General features: G+C 70.3%; 20 protein-coding genes. 11 read left to right on the forward strand and 9 right to left on the reverse strand.

Features of this window, described 5'->3' with window-relative positions:
- Nucleotides 1-256 precede the first annotated feature (256 nt).
- From J2851_RS34610 to ppc, 3 genes are all read left to right on the forward strand, one after another.
- Nucleotides 257-1216 carry a sugar kinase gene (locus tag J2851_RS34610; protein ID WP_209773656.1) on the forward strand — a complete coding sequence of 320 codons (960 nt, stop codon included), beginning with the start codon at nt 257-259 and terminating at the stop codon, nt 1214-1216.
- 40 nt (nt 1217-1256) lie between these two features.
- Nucleotides 1257-2024: a GntR family transcriptional regulator gene (locus tag J2851_RS34615; protein ID WP_209773658.1), complete on the forward strand. Its 768-nt coding sequence runs from the start codon at nt 1257-1259 to the stop codon at nt 2022-2024.
- Nucleotides 2025-2474: 450 nt separating this feature from the next.
- Nucleotides 2475-5285: a phosphoenolpyruvate carboxylase gene (gene ppc / locus J2851_RS34620; protein ID WP_209773659.1), complete on the forward strand. Its 2811-nt coding sequence runs from the start codon at nt 2475-2477 to the stop codon at nt 5283-5285.
- Between the two features lie 16 nt (nt 5286-5301).
- Here ppc and J2851_RS34625 read toward each other — a convergent pair whose 3' ends face one another.
- The gene (locus J2851_RS34625) at nt 5302-6726 is read right to left on the reverse strand and encodes an MFS transporter (protein ID WP_209773664.1); all 1425 of its coding nucleotides are present in this window, start codon (nt 6724-6726) and stop codon (nt 5302-5304) included.
- 112 nt (nt 6727-6838) lie between these two features.
- On the opposite strand from J2851_RS34625, the gene J2851_RS34630 reads away from it, so the two are divergent.
- The 4 genes from J2851_RS34630 to J2851_RS34645 all read left to right on the forward strand — a co-directional run bounded on the left by J2851_RS34630 (nt 6839) and on the right by J2851_RS34645 (nt 11836).
- Nucleotides 6839-7735, forward strand: a complete 897-nt coding sequence (locus J2851_RS34630) for a LysR family transcriptional regulator (protein ID WP_209773666.1) — start codon at nt 6839-6841, stop codon at nt 7733-7735.
- 363 nt (nt 7736-8098) lie between these two features.
- A complete protein-coding gene (locus J2851_RS34635) occupies nt 8099-8713 on the forward strand; it encodes a glutathione S-transferase family protein (protein WP_209773668.1) in 615 nt (204 codons plus the stop codon).
- Between the two features lie 67 nt (nt 8714-8780).
- Nucleotides 8781-10856, forward strand: coding sequence for a 2Fe-2S iron-sulfur cluster-binding protein (locus tag J2851_RS34640; protein WP_209773671.1), 2076 nt, complete (start codon nt 8781-8783; stop codon nt 10854-10856).
- 92 nt (nt 10857-10948) lie between these two features.
- A complete protein-coding gene (locus J2851_RS34645; RefSeq protein WP_209773672.1) occupies nt 10949-11836 on the forward strand; it encodes a LysR family transcriptional regulator in 888 nt (295 codons plus the stop codon).
- 163 nt (nt 11837-11999) lie between these two features.
- On the opposite strand, the gene J2851_RS34650 is transcribed toward J2851_RS34645, so the two are convergent.
- The 4 genes from J2851_RS34650 to J2851_RS34665 all read right to left on the reverse strand — a co-directional run bounded on the left by J2851_RS34650 (nt 12000) and on the right by J2851_RS34665 (nt 15737).
- A complete protein-coding gene (locus J2851_RS34650; protein WP_246501135.1) occupies nt 12000-13196 on the reverse strand; it encodes an MFS transporter in 1197 nt (398 codons plus the stop codon).
- 220 nt (nt 13197-13416) lie between these two features.
- Nucleotides 13417-14226, reverse strand: coding sequence for an amino acid ABC transporter ATP-binding protein (locus J2851_RS34655; RefSeq protein WP_209773674.1), 810 nt, complete (start codon nt 14224-14226; stop codon nt 13417-13419).
- A gap of 4 nt (nt 14227-14230) precedes the next feature.
- The gene (locus J2851_RS34660) at nt 14231-14893 is read right to left on the reverse strand and encodes an amino acid ABC transporter permease (RefSeq protein ID WP_209773676.1); all 663 of its coding nucleotides are present in this window, start codon (nt 14891-14893) and stop codon (nt 14231-14233) included.
- A gap of 46 nt (nt 14894-14939) precedes the next feature.
- Nucleotides 14940-15737, reverse strand: coding sequence for a transporter substrate-binding domain-containing protein (locus J2851_RS34665; protein WP_209773679.1), 798 nt, complete (start codon nt 15735-15737; stop codon nt 14940-14942).
- 300 nt (nt 15738-16037) lie between these two features.
- Here J2851_RS34665 and hutG point away from each other — a divergent pair, with 300 nt between their 5' ends.
- Genes hutG through J2851_RS34680 form a run of 3 tightly spaced genes read left to right on the forward strand, consistent with a single transcriptional unit; the run spans nt 16038 to nt 19032 of the window.
- Entirely contained in the window at nt 16038-16838 is an 801-nt protein-coding gene (gene hutG / locus J2851_RS34670) for an N-formylglutamate deformylase (RefSeq protein WP_209773686.1), read from the forward strand.
- Nucleotides 16839-16858: 20 nt separating this feature from the next.
- Entirely contained in the window at nt 16859-18244 is a 1386-nt protein-coding gene (locus tag J2851_RS34675; RefSeq protein ID WP_209773689.1) for a formimidoylglutamate deiminase, read from the forward strand.
- On the forward strand, nt 18241-19032 hold the full coding sequence (locus tag J2851_RS34680) for an IclR family transcriptional regulator (protein WP_209773691.1): 792 nt from the start codon (nt 18241-18243) through the stop codon (nt 19030-19032). Before J2851_RS34675 ends, J2851_RS34680 begins: the two co-directional genes overlap by 4 nt.
- On the opposite strand, the gene J2851_RS34685 is transcribed toward J2851_RS34680, so the two are convergent.
- Both J2851_RS34685 and J2851_RS34690 read right to left on the reverse strand, forming a co-directional pair.
- Complete coding sequence (locus tag J2851_RS34685) at nt 19011-19628, reverse strand: HutD/Ves family protein (protein ID WP_209773692.1); 618 nt, start codon at nt 19626-19628, stop codon at nt 19011-19013. The genes J2851_RS34680 and J2851_RS34685 overlap by 22 nt on opposite strands.
- Nucleotides 19629-19709: 81 nt before the next feature.
- Nucleotides 19710-19964, reverse strand: a complete 255-nt coding sequence (locus tag J2851_RS34690) for a hypothetical protein (protein WP_209773693.1) — start codon at nt 19962-19964, stop codon at nt 19710-19712.
- Nucleotides 19965-20291: 327 nt separating this feature from the next.
- On the opposite strand from J2851_RS34690, the gene J2851_RS34695 reads away from it, so the two are divergent.
- On the forward strand, nt 20292-20459 hold the full coding sequence (locus J2851_RS34695; RefSeq protein ID WP_209773694.1) for a hypothetical protein: 168 nt from the start codon (nt 20292-20294) through the stop codon (nt 20457-20459).
- A 103-nt stretch (nt 20460-20562) separates the two neighbouring features.
- On the opposite strand, the gene J2851_RS34700 is transcribed toward J2851_RS34695, so the two are convergent.
- Both J2851_RS34700 and J2851_RS34705 read right to left on the reverse strand, forming a co-directional pair.
- Nucleotides 20563-20910 carry a RidA family protein gene (locus tag J2851_RS34700; protein WP_209773696.1) on the reverse strand — a complete coding sequence of 116 codons (348 nt, stop codon included), beginning with the start codon at nt 20908-20910 and terminating at the stop codon, nt 20563-20565.
- Between the two features lie 33 nt (nt 20911-20943).
- A complete protein-coding gene (locus J2851_RS34705; RefSeq protein ID WP_209773697.1) occupies nt 20944-21708 on the reverse strand; it encodes a transporter substrate-binding domain-containing protein in 765 nt (254 codons plus the stop codon).
- Between the last annotated feature and the right edge of the window lie 228 nt (nt 21709-21936).

Here is a 21936-nt window from a genome sequence, read left to right on the forward strand (position 1 = left end):
CGCGCCGCCCCCCCCCCCCCCCCCCGCCGCCCCCCCCCCCCCCCCCCCGCGGGGGGGGGGGGGGGGGGGGCGCCCCCGCCCCGGCAGATGCAGAGCTGTCCGGTCCCCCCTCAACCCCCTCACCCCGACCCTCTCCCCAGAGGGGAGAGGGAGAATAAGGGCCGAAATCAGCGCCTATGCACCTTCGCGGGGATGACGAACGCGAAGCAGCGGACAGGAAACAAGCGTTTCCAAACGGTCTCTGCAAGGACCCAAAATGAACAGGTCACATTGCAAGGTCGCCAGCCTGGGCGAGTGCATGTTGGAGATGGTCCGCCGTCCCGACGGCGCCTTCAGCATGGGCTTCGGCGGCGACACGCTGAACACCGCCGTCTATCTGGCCCGGCTCGGCGCGCCGGTGGACTATGTCACGGCGCTGGGCGACGACCCGAACAGCGACGCCATGGTCGCCGCCTGGACCGCGGAGGGCGTCGGCACCGGCCACGTGCTGCGCGTGCCCGGCCGCGTGCCGGGGCTCTACATGATCGAGACCGATGACAAAGGGGAGCGCCGCTTCCTCTACTGGCGCGACGCCGCCCCGGCGCGCGAGCTGTTCGTGCTGCCGCAGTCGCCGGCGCTCATCGCCGACCTGGAAAATTACGACCTGCTCTACCTCTCGGGCATCAGCCTGGCGATCTGGGGCGAGCGCGGGCGCGACGTTCTGTTCCCCCTGCTCGACCGCTTGCGCAAGCGCGGCGGCCGGGTCGCCTTCGACACCAACTGGCGCCCGCGTCTTTGGCCCGACAAGGAGACGGCGCAGCGCGCCTATGACGCCATGTTCCAGCGCGCCGACATCGCCCTGCCCGGCGTTGAGGACCTGCGCGGCCTGTACGGCGACACCGACGCCGCCGCGGCGCTGGCCCGCGTGCGCGCCGCCGGTGTGCCGGAGATCGTGCTGAAGCTGGAGCAGCCCGGCTGCATCGTCGCGACATCCGACGGCTTCCAGGAAGAGGTCCCCAGCCAGAAGGTCGCCAAGGTCGTGGACACCACCGCGGCCGGCGACAGCTTCTCCGCCGGCTACCTCGCCGCCCGGCTGCAAGGCCGCGACCCGGTGGAGGCCGCCCGTTCGGCCCATCGCATCGCCGCCGTCGTCATCCAGCACCGCGGCGCCATCATTCCCAAGGACGCCATGGGCGACGCCAAGGCTCCGGCCAAAGCCGAACCCGCCTTGGCCTGAGCGCCCCGGCGCGCGGCCTTTTCCAGGGAGATCGGTCCCCATGCCAGACAGTCTCCACCCCCGCGACCTGCCCCCGCGACGGTCGGGGCGGGGCACCAAGAAGGCCGCGGCCGGCGCTCCCCGGCGTTCGGCAACCGCGGCCAGCGGCATCCACCGCTTCCTGCGCGACGAGATCGTGTCGCTGCGCCGCCGGCCGGGCGAATCCATCGTCGAGAAGCAGGTCGCGGAGGCCTACGGCGTCAGCCGCACCCCGGTCCGCGAGGCGCTGCTGAAGCTGGCCGACGAGGGGCTGGTCGAGGTCTTCCCGCAGTCCGGGACCTTCGTCGCCCGCATCCCCGTCGACGCGCTGCCCGAGGCCGGCGCGATCCGCAAGGCGCTGGAACTCGCCACCGTGCGCCGCGCGGCGGAGCGGGCGACGCGCAGCCAGATCGCCAACCTGCAAGCCTGCCTCGTCCACCAGCACGAGGTGGAACTGGCGCGCGACGCCAACGCCTTCCACCAGGCCGACGAGACCTTCCACGCGATGCTCGCCGACGTCGCCGGCTATCCCGGCTTTTGGACGATGGTCCAGCAAGTGAAGGTGCAGGTGGACCGCTGCCGCCGCCTGACCCTGCCCTCGCCCGGTCGCATGGGCAAGGTGATCGCGGAGCACGAGGCCGTTGTGGAGGCCATCGCCGCCCATGACCCGAACCGCGCCATCCTGGCGCTCGACCTCCATCTGGATGGGCTGCTCGTGTCCATCGACGACATCCGCAGCGCTTATCCGCACTTCTTCTCCGGCGCCCCCGACGAGCGCCTGCCCCACTGAACCTTTCTCCAAGGCCAAGCCATGACCGTTCCCCGTCTCGAACCCGCACTCCTTTTTTCGGAGCGGGAGAGGGATTTGGCGCCGAAGGCGATCGCCCGAACGGTTCCAACCGCCCTGTTGCCTCGTGCCCTCGAATTCTGTAGGATATAAAACCTATGGAGCCGGGAGGAAGCCGCCATGAAACATCATCGTCGCTCATGTTTCATAACGTTTCACGGCGTTTCATTCCATCGCACCCCGCGCAACGTGCAGGCGGTAATGACGATGGTCCTGCGCTGGGAATCCGGGCTCCACGTGCGATGGCCCCGCCAACGCGGACGCGGTGCCTTGGCGGAGTTGCCTCCGAAGTGATATATCGGTGCGCGTATGATTGAGCACGTGCAGCAAACCGTTCTACAATCGGGTGCCGATCCTACGAATATGTCCCTCGAACGCCGGAGCGATCCCACGATGACCACCGACGCCGCCCTCCGTCACGCCGCTCCGGTCACCGAGGCCGACACCACTACGGACCATGAGGCCGAGAAGGACGCCCCGCTGCGCGAGGATATCCGCCTGCTCGGCCGCCTGATCGGCGACACGGTGCGCGAGCAGGAGGGCGAGGACGTCTACGGCGTGGTGGAGCGCGTCCGCCAGGCCTCCGTCCGCTTCAACCGCGACGACGACGACTCGGCCGGGCGGGAAATGGCGGAGATCCTGAACGCCCTGCCGCGCGACACGATGATGTCGGTGGTGCGCTCCTTCTCCTACTTCCTGCACCTCGCCAACATCGCCGAGGACCAGCACCACATCCGCCGCAACCGGGAACACGCCGCCGCCGGATCGCCCCCGCGCGAGGGCACCCTGGCCTTCGCGCTCGACCGGCTTCAACAGGCCGGCGTCACCCCGGACCGGCTGGAGGAGGTGCTGCGCATCGCGCTGGTCAGCCCGGTGCTGACCGCCCACCCGACCGAGGTCCAGCGCAAGAGCATCCTGGGGCTGGAGCACAAGGTCGCCGCCCTGCTGCACGAGCGCGACCGCTCCCGCCTGACGCCGGAGGAGGCGGAGGCCAACCTCGACGGCCTTCAGGAGGCCGTGCTGACCCTGTGGCGCACCCGCATGCTGCGCCCGCAGCGCCTCGCCGTGATCGACGAGGTGAAGAACGGCATCTCCTACTACACGGAGACCTTCTTCACGGAGGTGCCCAAGCTGTTCTGCCGCTTCGAGGATTTGCTGTCCAAGCGCTCCCCGGACCGGGAATGGACGCTGCCGCCCTTCTTCCGCATCGGCTCCTGGATCGGCGGCGACCGCGACGGCAACCCCTTCGTCACCGCGCCCATCCTGCGCGAGGCGATGCGGCTGCAATCGACCGCGGCGCTCGACCACTTCCTGTCGGAGATCCACGAACTGGGCGGCGAGCTGCCGCTGTCGGAGCTTCTGCTCGGCAAGTCGCCGGAGCTGGACGCGCTGGCGGAGCGCTCCCCCGACCATTCCCCGCACCGCGCGGACGAGCCGTTCCGCCGCGCGCTGACCGGCATCTACGCGCGGCTGGCCGCCACCCTCCAGACGCTCGACCAGCACGAGGCGCTGCGCCACGCCGTCGGCAAGGCGGAGCCCTACCCGTCCAGCGCCGATCTGCTGGCCGACCTGGAGGTGCTGTCCAACGCGCTGAAAACGCACCACGCCGAACGGCTGGCCGGCGGGCGCCTGCGCCGGCTGATCATCGCGGTGAAGGTGTTCGGCTTCCATCTGGCGCCGATCGACCTGCGCCAGAACTCCGACGTGCACCAGCGCACGGTGGCGGAGCTGCTGGCCGTCGCCGGCCGCTGCGCCGACTACACCGCCCTGTCGGAGGACGAGCGCATCGCCCTGCTGGCCGAGGAGATCGCCTCCCCCCGGCCGCTGCATTCGCCCTACCACGCCTATTCGGAGGAAACTGCCGGCGAGCTGGCGATCATCTTCACCGCCCGCCAGCTGCGCGAGACCTACGGCGCCGCCGCCCTGCCGAACTGCATCATCTCCAAGACCGACGGCGCGTCGGACCTGCTGGAGGTGGCGCTTCTGCTGAAGGAGGCCGGGCTGCTGCGCCCGGGTGCCGAACCGCAGCTCGCCCTCAACATCATCCCGCTGTTCGAGACGATCGAGGACCTGCGGCAGGCCCCGGCGACGATGGAGCGGCTGTTCACCCTGCCCGCCTACCGCGCGCTGGTCACCTCGCGCGGGGACGAGCAGGAGGTGATGCTGGGCTATTCCGACAGCAACAAGGACGGCGGCTTCCTGACCTCCGGCTGGGAGCTGTACAAGGCGGAGATCGAGCTCGCCAAGCTGTTCGACCGGCACAAGGTGCGGCTGCGGCTGTTCCACGGCCGCGGCGGCTCCGTCGGCCGCGGCGGCGGGCCGAGCTATCAGGCGATCCTGGCCCAGCCGCACGGCGCGGTGTCCGGCCAGATCCGCATCACCGAGCAGGGCGAGGTCATCGCCTCCAAGTACGGGCGGCCGGAGGTCGGGCAGCGCAACCTGGAGGTTCTGACCGCCGCGACGCTGGAGGCGACGCTGCTCGACCTGGAGAACGACGTCGAGCCGGCGGAGTCCTTCTACGCCGCCATGGAGCGGCTGTCGCAGCTGGCCTTCGAGGCCTACCGCGGGCTGGTCTACGAGACGCCGGGCTTCACCCAGTATTTCCGCACGGCGACGCCCATCTCCGAAATCGCGACGCTGAACATCGGCAGCCGCCCGGCCTCGCGCACCAAGTCGGACCGCATCGAGGATCTGCGCGCCATTCCCTGGGTCTTCTCCTGGGCGCAGTGCCGCCTGATGCTGCCGGGCTGGTTCGGCTTCGGCAGCGCGGTGGAGGCCTGGCTGAAGGAGGAGCCGAACGGGCTGGAGCTGTTGCAGCGCATGAGCCGCGCCTGGCCCTTCTTCCGCACGCTGCTGTCCAACATGGACATGGTGCTCGCCAAGACCGACCTCGCCATCGCCTCGCGCTACGCCGAACTGGTCGAGGACGTGGAACTGCGCCAGCGCATCTTCGGCGAGATCCGGGCGGAGTGGCAGCGGACCCGCAAGCATCTGCTGGCGATCATCGGGCAGGAGAATTTCCTGGCCGACAACCCGCTGCTGGCGCGGTCCATCCGCAACCGCTTCCCCTACATGGACCCGCTGAACCACGTGCAGATCGAGCTGCTGCGCCGCCATCGCGCCGGCAGCACCGACGAGCGCGTCCGCCGCGGCGTCCTGATGTCCATCAACGGCATCGCCGCCGGCCTGCGCAACAGCGGCTGACGGCGACACCGGTCCTTCATTGGCCGCGGGCGGTTGCGTCCGCGGTCGTGACCAGCCGGTCGCGGCGTGCGGGCACGTGAAGCAGGCTCACGAGGCCCCCGGCCAGGGCGAGGGCGGCGGCCACGGCGAGGCCGATGCGCGGCGCCGCCATGGAGCCGGCGACCAGCGCGAACAGCAGCGTCATGATCACCGCGCCGGCGGTCTGCCCGACCAGCCGCGCGGTGCCCTGCATCCCGCCGGCCGCACCGCTGCGCGCCTTGGGCGCGGTCATCAGCATGTTGCGGTTGTTGGGCGTCTGGAACAGGCCGAAGCCGAAACCGCTGATCGCCATGAAGGCCAGGAGCGGCGTGAGGTCGCTCTCCAGCGGCCAGACCGCCGCGAGGGTCAGACCGGCGGCGAGGAGAAGCCCGCCGAGCGCGCACAGCCATCCCGTCGCCATGCGGTCGGCCAGCCGGCCGGACACCGGCGCCGCGACGGCGGTGGCGAGCGGCCAGGGCACCAGGAACAGCCCGGCCGTGAAGGCGTCCCGCCCAAGCCCATGCTGGAGATAGAAGGGCAGCGCCACCGCGCTGGCCATCTGGCCGGCGAAGCAGAGGACGGAGGCGACGACCGACATGCGGAAGGAACGCACCCGCAGCAGGTCGAGCGGGACCAGCGGCGCCTCCCGCCCGCTTTCCCGCCGGACGAGGCCGATCAGGCAGAGCAGCGCGACCAGGAGCAACGCGCCGCCCTGTCCCGGCTGGGACGGCAGGATCTCCGCCCCCATCACCAGCGCGGCGAAGAAACCCGCGTTTAGCGCGACGCTGAGCGGATCGATGCGGCGCCTCAAACCCTCCACCGACGGCAGCGCGAGGCCCATCGCCAGCACGAGGGCGCCTATGGGGATGTTGACGGCGAACAGGAACGGCCAGGGGGCGACGGCGAGGATCGCCGCCCCGATCGTCGGCCCGGCCGCCGACGACAAGGCGATGGCCACCGCGTTCCAGCCGATGGCCGCCCCCAGCAGCCGTTGCGGGTAGACGAAGCGCAGCAGCGCGACGCCGAGCGCCATCACCGCGGCCCCGCCGAGCCCCTGCACGAACCGCGCGGCGACCAGCCAGGGCAGGGTCGGCGCCAGCGCGCAGCCGGCCGAGGCGGCGGTGAAGAGCAGCACGCCGCCGGCGAACACCCGCCGGTACCCCAGGCTCTCGCCCAGCGCCGCCATGGGCAGAAGCGCGATCACCAGCGCCAGCTGGTAGCCGGTGATGATCCAGACGGAGTCGGCCGGCGCGACGCCGAGGGTGTCGGCGATGGGCGGCAGGGCAATGTTGGCGATGGCCCCGTCGAGCACGACGAGCACGATCGCGGCGATGACCGACGCGGCGGCCACGACGCGGCGGGGCATCGGCAGCCCGTCCAACGGCTGGGTGTTGGGCATCGGGGTGGTGGCGGAAGGGGGCATGGGCGTCTCCAACAACGGTTGGACTCAAGGTCGCCCATCACGAGCCCTGGCGGAAGACGCAGCCCAAGCAGGTTATTCCTGCACAGAACGCCATGTGTTAGCGTGACCGCCCATGGCCGACCCCGATCTCAACCTTCTCCTGGCACTCGACGCGCTGCTCGCGGAGGGCAGCGTGGTGAAGGCGGCCAAGCGGCTTGGCCTCAGCGATTCCGCCATGAGCCGCACGCTGGCACGGCTGCGCGACGCCACCGGGGATCCCCTGCTCGTCCGCGCCGGGCGCGGCCTCGTGCCCACGCCGCGCGCCATCGCATTGCGGGAGCGTGTGCACGGCTTGACTGAGGAGGCGCGCGCGGTCCTGCGTCCGGCGGCGGGTATCGACATCGCCCGGCTGGAGCGCAGCTTCACCCTGCGCGCCAGCGAAAGCTTCATCGAGGTCTTCGCCGCCCGGTTGGTCACCCGCGTCACCGCCGAGGCGCCCGGCGTCCTCCTGCGCTTCGCGCCCAGGCCGGACCGGGACGTGCAGGCGCTGCGGGACGGGCGCGTCGACCTGGAGATCGGCGCGCATTTCGAGACCGCGCCGGAGTTGAAGGTGCAGAGCCTGCTGCGCGACCGGCTGGTTTGCGCCGTGCGCGACGGCCATCCCCTGACGCAGCACAAGGTGCTGACGCCGGACCTCTACGCCGCCGGCCGCCACGTGGTCACCTCGCGCGGCGGCCGATTGAGGGAGCCGGTGGACGACGCGCTCGCCGCCCTCGGCCTGACGCGCACGGTGGTCGCGGTGGTGCCGAGCTTCCCGGCCGCCCTGGCGATCGTCCGCGCGTCCGACCTGATCGCCCTGGTGTCCGAGGGGCAGGTGGCCGCCGGCTCCGCCGGAATCCGCACGTTCCCGCTTCCCGTCGCCATGGACGACGTCACCGTCCTGCAAATGTGGCACCCCCGCCACGACGCCGACCCGGCCCACCGCTGGCTGCGCGGCCAGGTGCTCGCCGCCTGCCGCGAGGGTCCCTGACTCGCCGTCCCCCAGGAAAAATCCGTCCAGGGCCATGTTCGCGCTTGCCCGCGTTCTGATATACTAGTATGCTGCATCCGTTGTTCAGCGTGGCGTGCCCAATCATCGGGCGGCACGACGTCCTGGACGTTTCCTCCCTAAACTGAGGCCACCGGGGTCTGTCCCCGGTGGCTTTTTTCTTGCCCTGGCGCGACCGCCTCCGCCGCCTTGAAGGGAGGGGCCTGCCTGGGCTCCGCCCTCCGTCATTATTACGGCAGACGCAATAATGAACTGCCAAGCCGGCTCATTCTCGCGGTCGGCTGACGGTGTCACCTTCTGTGTGCGGATCGGGAATGGACCCGGCCAGCATCGCAGGAGTCAGCCATGAAGCTCTATCATCACCCGCTGTCGGGCCATGCGCACCGCGCCCGCCTGTTCGTGTCGCTGCTTGGACTGCCGCACGAGCTGGTCGAGGTCGACCTGATGGCGGGCGCGCACAAGACGCCCGCATTCCTGGCGCTGAACCCGTTCGGGCAGGTGCCCGTGCTGGATGACGACGGCGTGGTCGTGTCGGACTCCAACGCCATCCTGGTCTACCTGGCGAAGAAGGCCGGCCGCACCGACTGGCTGCCCGAGGACGCGCAGGGCGCGGCGGCCGTCCAGCGCTGGCTGTCGGTCGCCGCGGGCGAGGTCGCCTACGGCCCGGCGGCGGCGCGGCTGGTCACGGTGTTCGGTGCCAAATACAATCCGGAAGAGGTCATCGGCCGGGCGCACGCCCTGCTGAAGAAGCTCGACAGCCACCTGTCCGGCCGCGACTGGCTGGTCGGCGACGGGCCGACCATCGCCGACGTCGCCATCTACAGCTACGTCGCGCGCGCTCCGGAAGGCAACGTCGACCTGTCGGGCTATCCGGCCGTCAACGCCTTCCTCCGCCGGATCGAGGCGCTGCCGGGCTTCGTCCCGTTCGTCCAGACACCGGCGGGCCTCACCGCCGCGTGACGCTGCGTCCGGGCGCGCAACCCGGCGCGCCCGCTTCTTTCAATGTCTTTCCACGGGGAGACGGGACATGGGCGACAATCGGAAGACGCTGCCGACGTGGCACGAGGGCGAGACGTTCATCCAGGAGAAGGTCGGCGTCGCCGAGCGGATGGCGGCGGTGGGGCAGCGGGTCGTGCGCGACTTCATGCCCGACCAGCACCGCGACTTCTACGCCCAGCTCCCCTTCATCGTGATCGGCAGCGTCGACCCGGACGGGGACGCCTGGGCCACCTTCCTGGAGGGCCGGCCCGGCTTCATGTCCTCGCCCTCGCCGACCTCCCTCGACATCGCCGCACGCCTGGACCCGAGCGATCCGGCCGCCGCCGGCATGACGGACGGGGAGCCGATCGGCCTGCTCGGCATCGAGATGCACACGCGCCGCCGCAACCGCATGAACGGCTTCGTCTCGACGACGCCGGACGGCTTCCGGGTCGACGTCGACCAGAGCTTCGGGAACTGCCCGCGCTACATCCAGCTGCGCGACGTCGCCTATGCCCGCGACCCCGGCCAGCCCTTCGCCGGCGCCGTCGAGGAGTTGCCCGCCCTCGATGCCGCGGCGCGCGCGACGATCGAAGGGGCGGACGCCTTCTTCGTCCCCTCCTACGCCGACCGCGGGGACCGTCGGCAGGTCGACGTGTCGCATCGCGGCGGCAAGGCCGGGTTCGTCCGCGTGGCCGAGGACGGAACGCTCACCATCCCGGATTTCGACGGCAACCTCTTCTTCGCCACGCTGGGCAACATCGTGCTCAACGGGAAGGCCGGGCTCGTCTTCGTCGATTTCGAAAGCGGCGATTTGCTGCAGATGACGGGCGACGCCGAAGTGATCCTGGACTCGCCGGAGATCGCGGCCTTCCAGGGAGCCGAGCGGCTGTGGACGTTCCGGGCGCGCAGGATCGTCCGCCGGCCCGGCGCCCTGGCCCTGCGCTGGAGCTTCCGGAAGGACGGCTGGTCTCCCAGTTCGCTGATGACGGGCGACTGGCGCCAAGCCGCCGACCGGCTTCGCGCCACGGACACGGCGACGCGCTGGCGGCCGATGAAGGTGACGAAGATCGTCGAGGAAAGCGCCTCGATCCGCTCCTTCCATTTGCAGCCTGACGACGGCGTCGGGCTTCTGCCGCACCAGGCCGGGCAGCACCTGCCCATCCGCGTGACCCCGCCCGGCGCCGACAAGCCCGTCGTGCGGACCTACACGCTGTCGGTCGCCCCGTCGGACGGGATCTACCGCATCAGCGTCAAGCGCGAGGGCTTGGTGTCGCGGCACCTGCACGACCGCGTCCGGGTCGGCGACATCATCGAGGCGCGCGGGCCGGCGGGCGACTTCACCATCGACGCCGGCGCCGCGCGGCCGGCGGTGCTGCTGGCGGGCGGCGTCGGCATCACCCCCCTGCTCGCGATGCTGCGCCATATCGTCTATGAGGGGCTGCGCAAGCAGCGCATTCGGCCCACGATCCTGGTCCACGCCGCGCGCTCCAAGCAGGATCGCCCCTTCGACCGGGAGATCGCGGAGCTTGTGACGGCGGCGAACGGCGCCGTCCGGCTCGTCCGCGTCCTCAGCGACCCCGGCGACGCCGAGCAAGGCGCCGACTACGACGCGACGGGGCGCATCGACATGGCCTTGCTGACGCGCATCCTCGGCTTCAACGACTACGACTTCTACCTGTGCGGGCCGCCCGCCTTCACCCAGGCGCTCTACGACGGGCTGCGCGGCTACAACATCGCCGACGGCCGGATCCACGCGGAGGCTTTCGGGCCGTCGTCCTTGAAGAGAACGGCCGAGACGGGAACGGCCGGCACCGCCGCACCCGTGCGGCAGCCCCCCGCCACCAAGCCGGTGCCGGTCGCCTTCATGAACTCGCTCAAGGAAGCGCGCTGGACGCCCGACGCCGGCACGCTGCTCGAACTGGCCGAGGCGCGCGGCCTGGATCCCGCCTTCAGCTGCCGCGAGGGCACCTGCGGGACCTGCCGCACCAAGCTGCTGAAGGGTGCCGTGACCTACGTCAAGGAACCGAGCGCCACGGTCGCGGAGGACGAGGTGCTGCTGTGCTGCGCCGTGCCTGCGCAGCCGGAGGCGGGCGGGGACGATCGCATCCAGCTGGCGCTCTGACCCTCCGTCACGGGCGCGCGCTGGAAACGGGAGCCTTGCATCACCCCCAAGCCTCTGGTGAGAATCCCGTCGTGGCACGGGACGGGGGGCGCATGGATCGATTGCAGGCGATGCGGATTTTCGTGAAGGTCGCGGAGACGGAGAGCTTCGCCGAAACCGCCCGCCACATGCGCCTGAGCGCGCCCGCGGTGACGCGCGCCGTGGCTGCCCTCGAGGAGTTGATCGGCGCCCGCCTGTTCGTCCGCACCACGCGCTCCGTAAAGATGACCGAAGCCGGCGCGCGCTATCATGAGGATTGCCGCCGGATATTGTCGGACATCGCCGAAGCGGAAGCAGCCGCCGGCGGATCCTACGCCACCCCGACCGGAACGCTCGCGGTCACCGCCTCGGTTCTGTTCGGGCAGATGTATGTTCTGCCGATCGTGACCGACTATCTGGATCGCTATCCCGCCATGCGCGCGCGGACCTTCTTCATCGACCGCCCGGTGAACATCGTGGAAGAGGGCATCGACGTCGCCGTGCGCATCGGACACCTTCCGGACTCCGGCTTTACGGCCATCCGGGTCGGCACGGTCCGGCGCGTGGTCTGCGGCGCCCCGGCCTATTTCGATCGCCATGGCGTCCCGACGACGCCGGCCGACCTCAAGCATCACCGCATCGCGGCGTCGACGAGCGCCTGGGCGTCGCCGGAATGGCGGTTCGCCCGGGACCAGCGGGTGACCATCGACCCGGTGCTGCAATGCAACAACGAGGCGGCGATCGCGACCGCCAAGGCGGGTTGGGGCCTCACCCGGGTCCTGCACTACCAGATCGGCCCGGCGCTCCTGGCCGGGGAGCTTCGGATCGTGCTCGGTGACTATGAAGAGCCGCCCCTGCCCATCCATGTCCTCCACCCTGAGGGACGCCACGCGCCCGCCAAGGTGAGGGCCTTTGTGGACCTCGCCGTGACGCGCCTGCGCGAAAACCGTCTCCTCAACTGATGCGGACCGCGGCGGGGCGTTCTCCTTGGCTCACCGGGGTCTGGTCGTCGCCCCCGCCCGGGCCACCGTCCGGAATGTTGGGAATGCCGGTCGCGTCGGAGAAGCGCACGACGACGGGCACCGCGTCGGTTCGGTGCAGGGGGGGCCTGGCGTGCCCGGTGGCTCACATCCGGCGCGGGCGGCTTGGGCCGGCGAACCACCGCCGCAGGGCGGCGAACAGGGCCAGTCCGCCGGACACCGCGCCGACATAGGCGAACAGCGCGCCGTGGCCGAACCATTCCATCGCTGCGGTGGCCAGAAGCGGGCCGAGCGCCGCGCCGAGCGCCCAGGCGAGCAGAATGGCGCTCGCCAGCGGGACCGTCTCCTCGGGAGCCGCGTGGTCGTTGGCGTGGGCGACGCAGATGGCGTAGAGCGACATGCCGGCGCTGCCCCACAGCGTGAACAGCGCCAGCAGCACCTCCTGCGATGTCGCACCGGCCTTGGCGATCAGGAAGGCGGCGATCATCGCCGTCCCGGCGACGCCGCAGATCACCAGACGCCGGTCGCGCCGGTCGGACAGGCGGCCGATGGGCCATTGCAGCACGACGCTGCCGACCTGGATGCCCGACATGACCAGCGCCACGCCGGCCCCGGACAGCTCCAGCCCGGCCAGATAGGCCGGGCCGATGCCGGTCACCGCCGTGTTGCACAGTCCGACCACGAGGCAGCCGGCGAAGGCGACCGGGGAGCGGCGCACGAACCGCCAGGGCGAGCCCGCCGGCTGCCCATGCCCGGCGGGTGCGGGCGTGGAGGACGTCGGCGGACGGATGGCCGCGACCGGCACCACCGACAGGCCGTAGCACAGGGCCGCCGTCGCGGTGAGCCAGGGGCCGGACAGGCCCGGGCTGGCCAGCAGCATCTGGCCCCCGATGACCGCGACCTTGCAGGCGATCATGTAGAGGGAGAAGACGCTGCCCCGCGCGTGCACCGGCGCCAGCGCGGCCAGCCCGCTTTCCCCGACCGTCAGCATGCCGACGTAGGACATCCCCATCAGCACCCGCAGCCCCACCCAGGCGGTGGCGTCGGGCAGAAGCTGGAGGGCCAGGGTCGCCGCCGCGGCCAGCAGCCCGAAGGCCGCGAAGGCCCCGACGCCGCCGATCCGCCGGATCAGCCAGGGTGCCGCCCAGCAGCCGGCCACGAAACCGACCGAATAGGCCGACGCCACCGCGCCGACGACCAGCGGCGGGGCCGCGGCCTCCGCCAGCCGCAGGGGAAGCAGGATTTGCAGGATGCCGTTGGCGATCTGGATGACGCAGATGCCGAGGATCAGCGCGACCAGCACCGGCGTGGTCGAGGAGGACGCCTGGGAGGAGTGTGGCAAGATGGGATGGGCCGCGCGGGCGAAACAGTCCCCGGCGCAAGGGCCCCGCAAGCCGCGCCGGTCCAAGGGGGAGGTCAAAGCCCCTCTCCCTCGATGGGAGAGGGGTTTGGGGTGAGGGTGAAAGTTCATCAATTGCGAACTTTGTTTTCCGCCCTACCGGGCGTAATCACCCCTCATCCCAACCCTTCTCCCACAAGGGGAGAAGGGCTTGAAGCGTGCGTCAATGGTCGTCGGGCAAGGCGGCCAGCGGGTCCGGGGCGGCGGGTTGCGGGCGGGCGCCCGCCAGATGGCCGTCGACCAGGGCGCGCAGGAAGCCGCGGGTGCGCTCCTGCGTCGGGTTGGTGAAGATCTGGTCCGGCGGGCCGGACTCGACGATGCGGCCATCGGCCATCACGACCACCGTGTCCGCGACCTCGCGGGCGAAGCCCATCTCGTGGGTCACGACCATCATGGTCATGCCTTCCTCGGCCAGCGTCTTCATGACCTGGAGCACCTCGCCCACCAGTTCGGGGTCGAGCGCCGAGGTCGGCTCGTCGAACAGCATCACCTTGGGCTTCATGGCCAGCGCGCGGGCGATGGCGGCGCGCTGCTTCTGCCCGCCCGACAGGGTCGACGGGTAGACGTCGGCCTTGTCGCCCAGCCCCACCTTGCGCAGCAGGTCCATGGCAAGCGCCCGCGCCTCCGCCCTGGCCATCCGGCGCACCACGACGGGAGCGCGCATGACATTCTCCACCGTGGTCATGTGCGGGAACAGGTTGAAGGACTGGAACACCATGCCGGTCTCGGCGCGGAGCGCGTTCAGCTCCTTGTCCGGCAGCGGCGTGCCGTCCTTGATGATGCTGCGGCCGTTGATGCGGATCTCGCCGCGGTCGGCGGTCTCCAGGACGTTGCAGCAGCGCAGCAGCGTGCTCTTGCCCGAGCCGGACGGGCCGATGACGACGGTGGTGCGCGAGGGCTGCACCGTCAGGCTGACGTCCTTCAGCACCTCGGTGCTGCCGAAGCTCTTGTAGACGTTGCGGATCTCGATCACGGGATCAGCCCCTTTCCACGGTCATGCGCCGCTCGATCACGCGCAGGACCTGCGTGGCCGCGTTGGTCAGGATGAAGTAGATCACCGCCACGGCCAGATAGACCTCCAGCGCGCGGAAGCTGGTGGAGATGATCCGCTGGCCCTCGCGCATCACGTCGTCGATGGTCAGCAGCGAGACGAGTGCCGAGTTCTTGATCAGCGCGATGGTCTCGTTGCCCAGCGGCGGCAGCATGCGGCGGAAGGCCTGGGGCAGCACCACCTCCCACATCGCCTCGCGGTAGGACATGCCGAGCGAGCGGGCGGCCTCCATCTGGCCGCGGTCCAGCGACTGGATGGCGCCGCGCACCACCTCCGACACGTAGGAGCCGCTGTAGATGCCCAGCCCGATGACGCCGCACAGCGTCGCCGGCAGCAGGATGCCGAACTGCGGCAGGCCGAAGAACAGCAGGAACAGCTGCACCAGCAGCGGGGTGCCGCGGATGAAGGCGACGTAGCCCGTCGCCAGCCCATACAGGAAACGGCGCGCCGGGTTCAGGCGGATGATGCCGACCAGCAGACCGAGCACGCCGCTGAGCAGGAAGGCGGCCGCGGTCACCTCGATGGTGACCACGGCGCCCTTCAGCAGTTCCGGCAATCCCTCCCAGACGGGAGCGAAATCGAGCGTCACGGGAGGGATCCTCCGGTTTCTTTTTGGCCGACTACTTCGTTACCGATCACTTCTTGGCTTCGAACCACTTGTCGACGAGCTTCTGGTAGGTGCCGTCGGCCTTCAGCTTGGTGATGGCGGCGTTCACCTTGGCGACCAGCTCCGCGTTGTCCTTGCGCATGGCGAAGCCGTAGTCCTCGGTTGTCAGCTGCTGGTCCAGCACGGTGACGGTCGGGTGCGTCTGGGCGTACAGCTTGGCGGCCGGCTTGCCGGTCACGGCGGCGTCGGTGCGGCCGGTCTCGACCTGTCCGAACATTTCCGCGTTGGTCTCCACCTCCACGACCTTCGCGGTCGGGAAATGCTGCTTCAGGTGCGGGACCGACTTGGTGCCGATCTGCACGGCGACCGACTTGCCCGGCAGGTCGTCCGGCCCCTTGATCGCGGCGTTGCTGGCCTTGACCATGATGACCAGGCCGCCCGGATAATAGGTGTCGGAGAAGGCGACGACCTTGCGGCGCTCGTCGGTGATGTACATGGCCGACGCGATCATGTCGAAGCGGTTGGCCATCAGGCCGGGGATCAGGCCCTTGAAGTCGATGTCCACCCACTCCACGCCCTTGGTGGCGCCCAGCTCCTTGGCGATGGCCTCCACCAGCTCGATGTCGAAGCCGGTCTTCTTGCCCTCCTGGGAGAACTCAAAGGGCGCGAAGGTCGCGTCCACACCGACGCGGAAGGAACCGGTCTTCTTGATGGACTCCAGCACCGCGTCGTCCGCGCGCGCCGGCAGGGAGCCCGCGCCGACCGTGGTGATCACCGCCATGGCCGCGAAGGAGGCGGCGGCCAGAAACGTTCCGATGGACTTCATGCGTAGCTTTCCCTGTTCGTTGCGCCCGCTTCGGCGCTTGGCCGGCCGGCGGTGGTGTCGGACGGATGCCAGCGGCCCGTTCATGGACCATCTTGGCACCGGCGTGTTTTGCCTATAAAACATACGTCGCACAGAGGAAACAGTCGCGTCAACGCTGTTTGTCATACGAGCATGGGTTCGGCCGAATGGCAACGCCCGTGTTGCGACCTTCACCCAGGGGCGGGCGGCAGCGGTCCGATCACGCCAACAAGGACGGCAAAAGTTTTGTCAGCAAAACACAAAGACAACGGGAGTGAGGGGATGGAGGTTTTCGCGTTCCGCGCCGCGCGCCGGCCGGTGCTGGTCAGCATGCCGCATGTCGGCACGGCCCTTCCCGCGGGATTCGCCGAACGCCTCGTCCCGGAGGCGCAGGGCCTGCCCGACACCGACTGGCACCTGCCCCGGCTCTACGACTTCCTTGAGGAGGTGGGCGTCGGCCTGATCCAGGGGCGCTTCTCGCGCTACGTCATCGACCTGAACCGGCCGAGCAACGACACGCCGCTCTACGCCGGGGCCACCACCGGCCTCTGCCCGACCACGCTGTTCCACGGCGCGCCGCTCTACAACGCCGGCGCCGAGCCGGACGCGGCGGAGGTGGCGGAGCGCGTCGCCCGCTACTGGACGCCCTACCACGAGGCGATCGAGGCGGAGATGACGCGGCTGCGCGGCCAGTTCGGCCGGGCGGTGCTGTTCGACGCCCACTCCATCTGTTCCGTCGTGCCGCGGCTGTTCGACGGGCGCCTGCCGGACCTCAACCTCGGCACCAACGACGGGCGGAGCCTGGACGCCGCGCTGGGCGACAGGCTGGCGGCGGTGTGTGCGGGGGCCGGGGCGGACGGCTTCACCCACGTGCGCGACGGGCGCTTCAAGGGCGGCCACATCACCCGCCACTTCGGCCGCCCGGCCGAGGGCTGGCACGCCGTGCAGCTGGAGATGACCCAGGACAGCTACATGCGGGAAGACCCGCCCTTCCCCTTCGACGAGGCGCGGGCGTCGCGAATCCGGCCGCACCTGCGGCGTTTCGTGGAAACGCTGGTAGACTGGGCGGAACGGCGGGCGTGACGGAGAGGATGATGGAACCGATGAGCGGGCTGTTCTGCGACCGCGTGCTGCTGCCCGACGGCTGGGCCGCCAACGTCGCGCTGCGCTTCGACGGGCGCGGCACGCTGACGGCGGTGGAGCGGGACGCGGAGCCCGGCGGCCTGCCGCGAGCCTCCGGGCCGGTGATCCCCGGCATGCCGAACCTGCACAGCCACGCCTTCCAGCGCGCCATGGCCGGCCTGGCGGAGCGCGCCGGCCCGTCCGAGGACAGCTTCTGGACGTGGCGGGAGGCCATGTACGGCTTCGTCCGCCGCCTGACGCCGGAAGCCGCGGAGGCCATCGCCGCCCTGCTCTACATGGAGATGGCGAAGCAGGGCTACACGGCGGTGGCGGAGTTCCATTACCTGCACCACGACCGGGACGGCCGGCCCTACGCCGACCGGGCGGAGATGTCGCGGCGCATCCTGGCGGCGGCGGACACGGCCGGCATCGGGCTGACCCACCTGCCGGTGCTCTACGCCCACAGCGGCTTCGGCGGAAAGCCGCCGTCGGACGGGCAGAAGCGCTTCATCAACGACGTGGACGGGCTGCTGTCCATCGTCGCGGCGATGCGCGATTCCATGGGGGATCGGGCGGGCCGCCGCGTCGGGTTGGCGCTGCATTCCCTGCGGGCGGTGACGCCGGAGGAGATGCGGGACGCGCTGGCCGGTCTCGAATCGATCGCCCCCGGCGCGCCGATCCACATCCACATCGCCGAACAGACGGCGGAGGTGGACGACTGCGTGGCCTGGAGCGGCAAGCGGCCGGTGGAATGGCTGCTCGACAATGCCCCAGTTGGCCCGCGCTGGTGCCTCGTCCACGCCACCCACCTGACCCCCAATGAGACCGACCGGCTGGCGGCGAGCGGCGCCATCGCCGGGCTTTGCCCGACGACGGAGGCCAACCTGGGCGACGGCCTGTTCCCCGCCGGCCCCTTCCTGGCAAAGGGCGGGCGGTTCGGGGTCGGGTCGGACAGCCACATCTCCGTCAGCGCGGCGGAGGAGCTGCGCGTGCTGGAATACGGGCAGCGGCTGGTGCAGCGGCGGCGCAACGTCCTGCGGGCGGATGAGGGATCTTCCATCGGCGGTGGTCTTTACCGCGCGGCGGTTGCCGGCGGCGCGCAGGCGCTGGGGCAGCCCGTCGCGGGCGGCGGCATCCGGGTCGGGCAGCCGGCCGATCTGGTTGTGCTTGACGCCGACAACCCGAAACTGCTTTCTCGGGACGACGACAGCCTCCTCGACGCGTATGTCTTTGCGAGCGACGGGCACGCGGTGCGCGACGTGGTCGCCGCCGGCCGGACCGTGGTGCGCGACGGGCGTCACGTGCGGGAGGACGCCATCGTGGCCGCCTACCGGCGCGCCATCACCGGGTTGCGCCAGGACACATGAGCGAAACGGATCCGAACACCTACATCGCTCCGGCGCTTCAGCGCGGGCTCGCCATCCTGGAGCTGTTCACGCCGCAGCGCCGGTCCCTGAGCCTGACGGAGATCGCCAACGCGCTGGGCATCGGCCGGGCGTCCGCCTACCGGCTGGTGTTCACGCTCGAACATCTGGGCTACCTGGGCCGCATCGGCGACGGGAAGTCCTACCGGCTGGCGCCGCGGTCGATGCAGCTCGGCTACCATTACCTGTCCGGGCTGGACTGCATCGAGGTCGCGATCCCCTTCATCGACGGACTGCGCGACGCCACGCAGATCTCCGCCCACATGGGGGTGCGCGACGGGACGGAGGTCGTCTACGTCTACCGCGCGCACTCGCACATGACGCTGTCCAGCAACATCGCGGTCGGCTACCGCCTGCCGGCCCACGCCACCGCGATGGGCCGGATGCTGCTGAGCGGCCTCGGCGACGACGCCATCGCGCAGCTCTACACCGGCGTCCGGCTCGACCGCTTCAGCGAGAACACGGCGGTCACCCTGACCTCGCTGATCCAGGAGGTGGCGGAGGACCGCCAGCGCGGCTGGACGATGAACCGCTCGTCCTTCGTGTCGGGGATCGTCGCCATCGCGGCGGCGGTCCGCGACCACCGCGGCCAGGTCATCGCCGCCATCAACCTGTCGGGGCCGAGCGCGGTGATGGACCAGCCCGCCACGCTCGACCGCCTGACCGCCAAGGTGGTGGAGACGGCGGACGCCATCTCCCACCAGCTCGGCTACCTGCCGCCGGCCTCCTGAGAAGCGGTCACCACCGCCACCACGGCGTGGGCGCCCGGTTCCGGCACCACGGTACAGGCCATGGCGTCCAGCCGGGCAGTCCAGCCCGCGGGAACGCGAACCTCGCCATCCGCCATGCGCCCATCCGCAATGTGCAGGGTCACGCCGCCGTCCAAGGCATGGACGAGGGCGACGCCCCCCTCCGGCACGGCAACGGAGCCGCCGGCCGGGACGAGGTCGAGCCGCCCCTCGGCCTGCGCGCGGTCGACGATCAGGTTGAAGTCGCGGATCGGCCCGTCCAACAGGGCGCAGTCCACCACGGCGTCGCCGGAGAAGCGGAAGGCGGGCGCACGGTGCCGCACCGTCGCCGGAACGCCGTCCACGGTCAGGCGCATGCCGGCGCCCTCCACCACGGCGATCAGCCGCTCATAGCCGCTGAAGGCGGAGAAGGGGCCGGCCTGCGCCACATCGGCGATGCTGACCCGCCACAGAAAGCGGCCGGCGCCTCCGGGCAGGGTTGCGGGCAGGGGCGCCAGCGCGATTTCCGTGGTGGTTCCGCCGCCGTTCTTCCACGGCATGCGGCGATAGTCGGCGGGATCGAGAAGTGTGATGGGCATCGAAGCTCGACAGGCCTTCGGCGTTGTTCGTTCGTGCCCGTTATACTCGGCCGTGGGCGTCCGGACCAGTTCGCCGGGATATCAGGGGCGGGCCGGCTTCGCGCCGGGGACCGGGGCCGGGTGGGTGTCGTCGTAGAGGCGGCGTTCCGCCTCCTGGTCGCCCATCAGGGCGAGAAAGGAATCCGCCGCGCGGTCCCAGCTGTCGCGCACTTCGCCCGGCTGCGGTTCATAGCCCGGGCCGTGGTGCCCGCCGAACCCATAGGCACCGACCCAACCCTCGTCGGTGCTCTTCACGGCGGCATCGCGCTGATGGACGTGGAAGAAGCTGATTTTCATGATCGTCTCCTGAACTTACACCGATTGCGGCGATGGGGGCGTCCGTGGATCGCTTCCCCGTTAGCGACATGTCGTCCGGTCAAGGTGACCCGACCAGTGAGCGCTTCGTTAATTCGACGTCATGTTCGGAGCCGCCGCCCCTCCCGGCCGGCACATCCATGCCGGACATTTTGGGCCGGACAGTTTGAAAGAAGGGGCGATGCCCATATCCGTTCAGGCGGGCTTGTGGGGATTCCCGGGCGACGAAGGGATGGCTCGGGAAGGACGGAACCCCCGCGCGGACGGCGGGGTTGACCGGGGGAGACACCGCACGGGAAAGGACGCGCCATGCCCGACGACGAGAACCGCTCAGACCGGCCGGAGACGGCGAAGCCCGACGATTCCACGGATAAGAACAACCTGAAAGGGAACCCGGACGCCGCCGCGGCCGCAAACCGGAAAGCCGCCGACGGGGACCGCGTGGAGAAAACCCCCAACCCCGGCCATCCCGTCTGACGGAGGGGGATTCACCACCAAGACACCCTGGACATCAAGAATCCACGACGCGCCGGGTGCGAGGACTCTTGGTGTCTTGGTGCCTTGGTGGTGAAAAAAACCCTTAGACGGCGGCGGTCACCACCACCTCGATCAGGATCGACGGGTCGCCCAGGTCGGCGACGCCGATGGTGGCGCGGGCCGGCAGGTCGTTGCCGTCCAGCCATTCCAGCCACGCGGCGTTCATCGCGTCCTTGGCCTTCATGTCGGTGATGAAGAGCTGGGCGGACAGCAGCTTGGTCTTGTCCGAGCCGGCCAGGGCCAGCACCGCGTCCAGTTTCTTGCAGATCTGGGCGGTCTGCTCCTTCATGCCGACGCTGACGTCATCGGCGATGATGCCGCCGAGGAAGGCGGTGCCGTTGCTGACGACGACGCGGTGCATGATCTTGGTCTTTTCGATGCGCTTGATCACGAGTGTTCTCCCGGTGTGTGAGCGTGTGTTTGGTTACGGGGTGACGGTGAAATCGACGTACTTGGCGGCGATGCGGGTGAGCGTGCCGTCCTGCACGACCGATGCGATGGCCGCGTCGAAGGCCTTCTTCAGCTCCGCGTCCTCCTTGCGCAGGCCGACGCCCACGCCGGGGCCGAAGACGTCCGCGTCGACCAGCGGCTTGCCGACGAGCTTCAGGGACTTCGACTCGTCGCCCTTCACCCAGTCGGTCGCGGTGGCGCCGGTGGTGATGGCGGCGTCGATGCGCCCGCTTTTCAGGTCGGCCAACAGGTTGCCGGCGGTGTCGTAGCTGCGGAGCGTCACGTCCTTGCCGAAGTGCTTCTCGACGTAGCGGTAATGGGTGGTGGAGGTCTGTGCGCCGACCGCCTTGCCCTTCAGGCTCTGCGGCGAGCCGTCGATGCCGCTGTTGCTGGCGGCGACGAAATAGGCCGGCACGACCATGTAGGGGGTGGAGAAGGCGATGGTCTTCGCGCGTTCCGGCGTGATGTTCATCGTCGCCATGATCGCGTCGTACCTGCGCGCCACCAGGGCCGGGATGATGCCGTCCCAATCCTGGGCGACGATGGTGCAGGTGCGCTTCATGCGCTCGCACAGCGCGTTGGCGAGTTCGACTTCCAGGCCGCCGAGCGTCCCGTCCGGCTTGGTGAGGTTGAACGGCGGGTAGGCGCCCTCCGTCGCGATGCGCAGCGCCGGGCCGTCGGCGAAGGCCGTCGTGGAGACGCAAAGGCTCAGCGCCAGGCCGAGGGCCAGACGTTTCATGGTGTGCTCCGTGGGATGGGTGTCTCTCCCTCTCCCCCCTGGGGAGAGGGTCGGGGTGAGGGGGCGCCCGAAGGGCGACACAGCACTGCAATGAGCGTGCGTTTCCGGCCTGCGGCCGGGGGGGGGGGGGGGGGGGGGGGGGGGGGGGGGGGGGGGGGGGGGGGGGGGGGGGGGGGGGGGGGGGCGCGGGCGGGGGGGGGGGGGGGAGCCCAGACACGGCGCGCCCGC

Origin of the sequence: Azospirillum rugosum, from assembly GCF_017876155.1 — a bacterium.
GTDB lineage: Bacteria > Pseudomonadota > Alphaproteobacteria > Azospirillales > Azospirillaceae > Azospirillum > Azospirillum rugosum.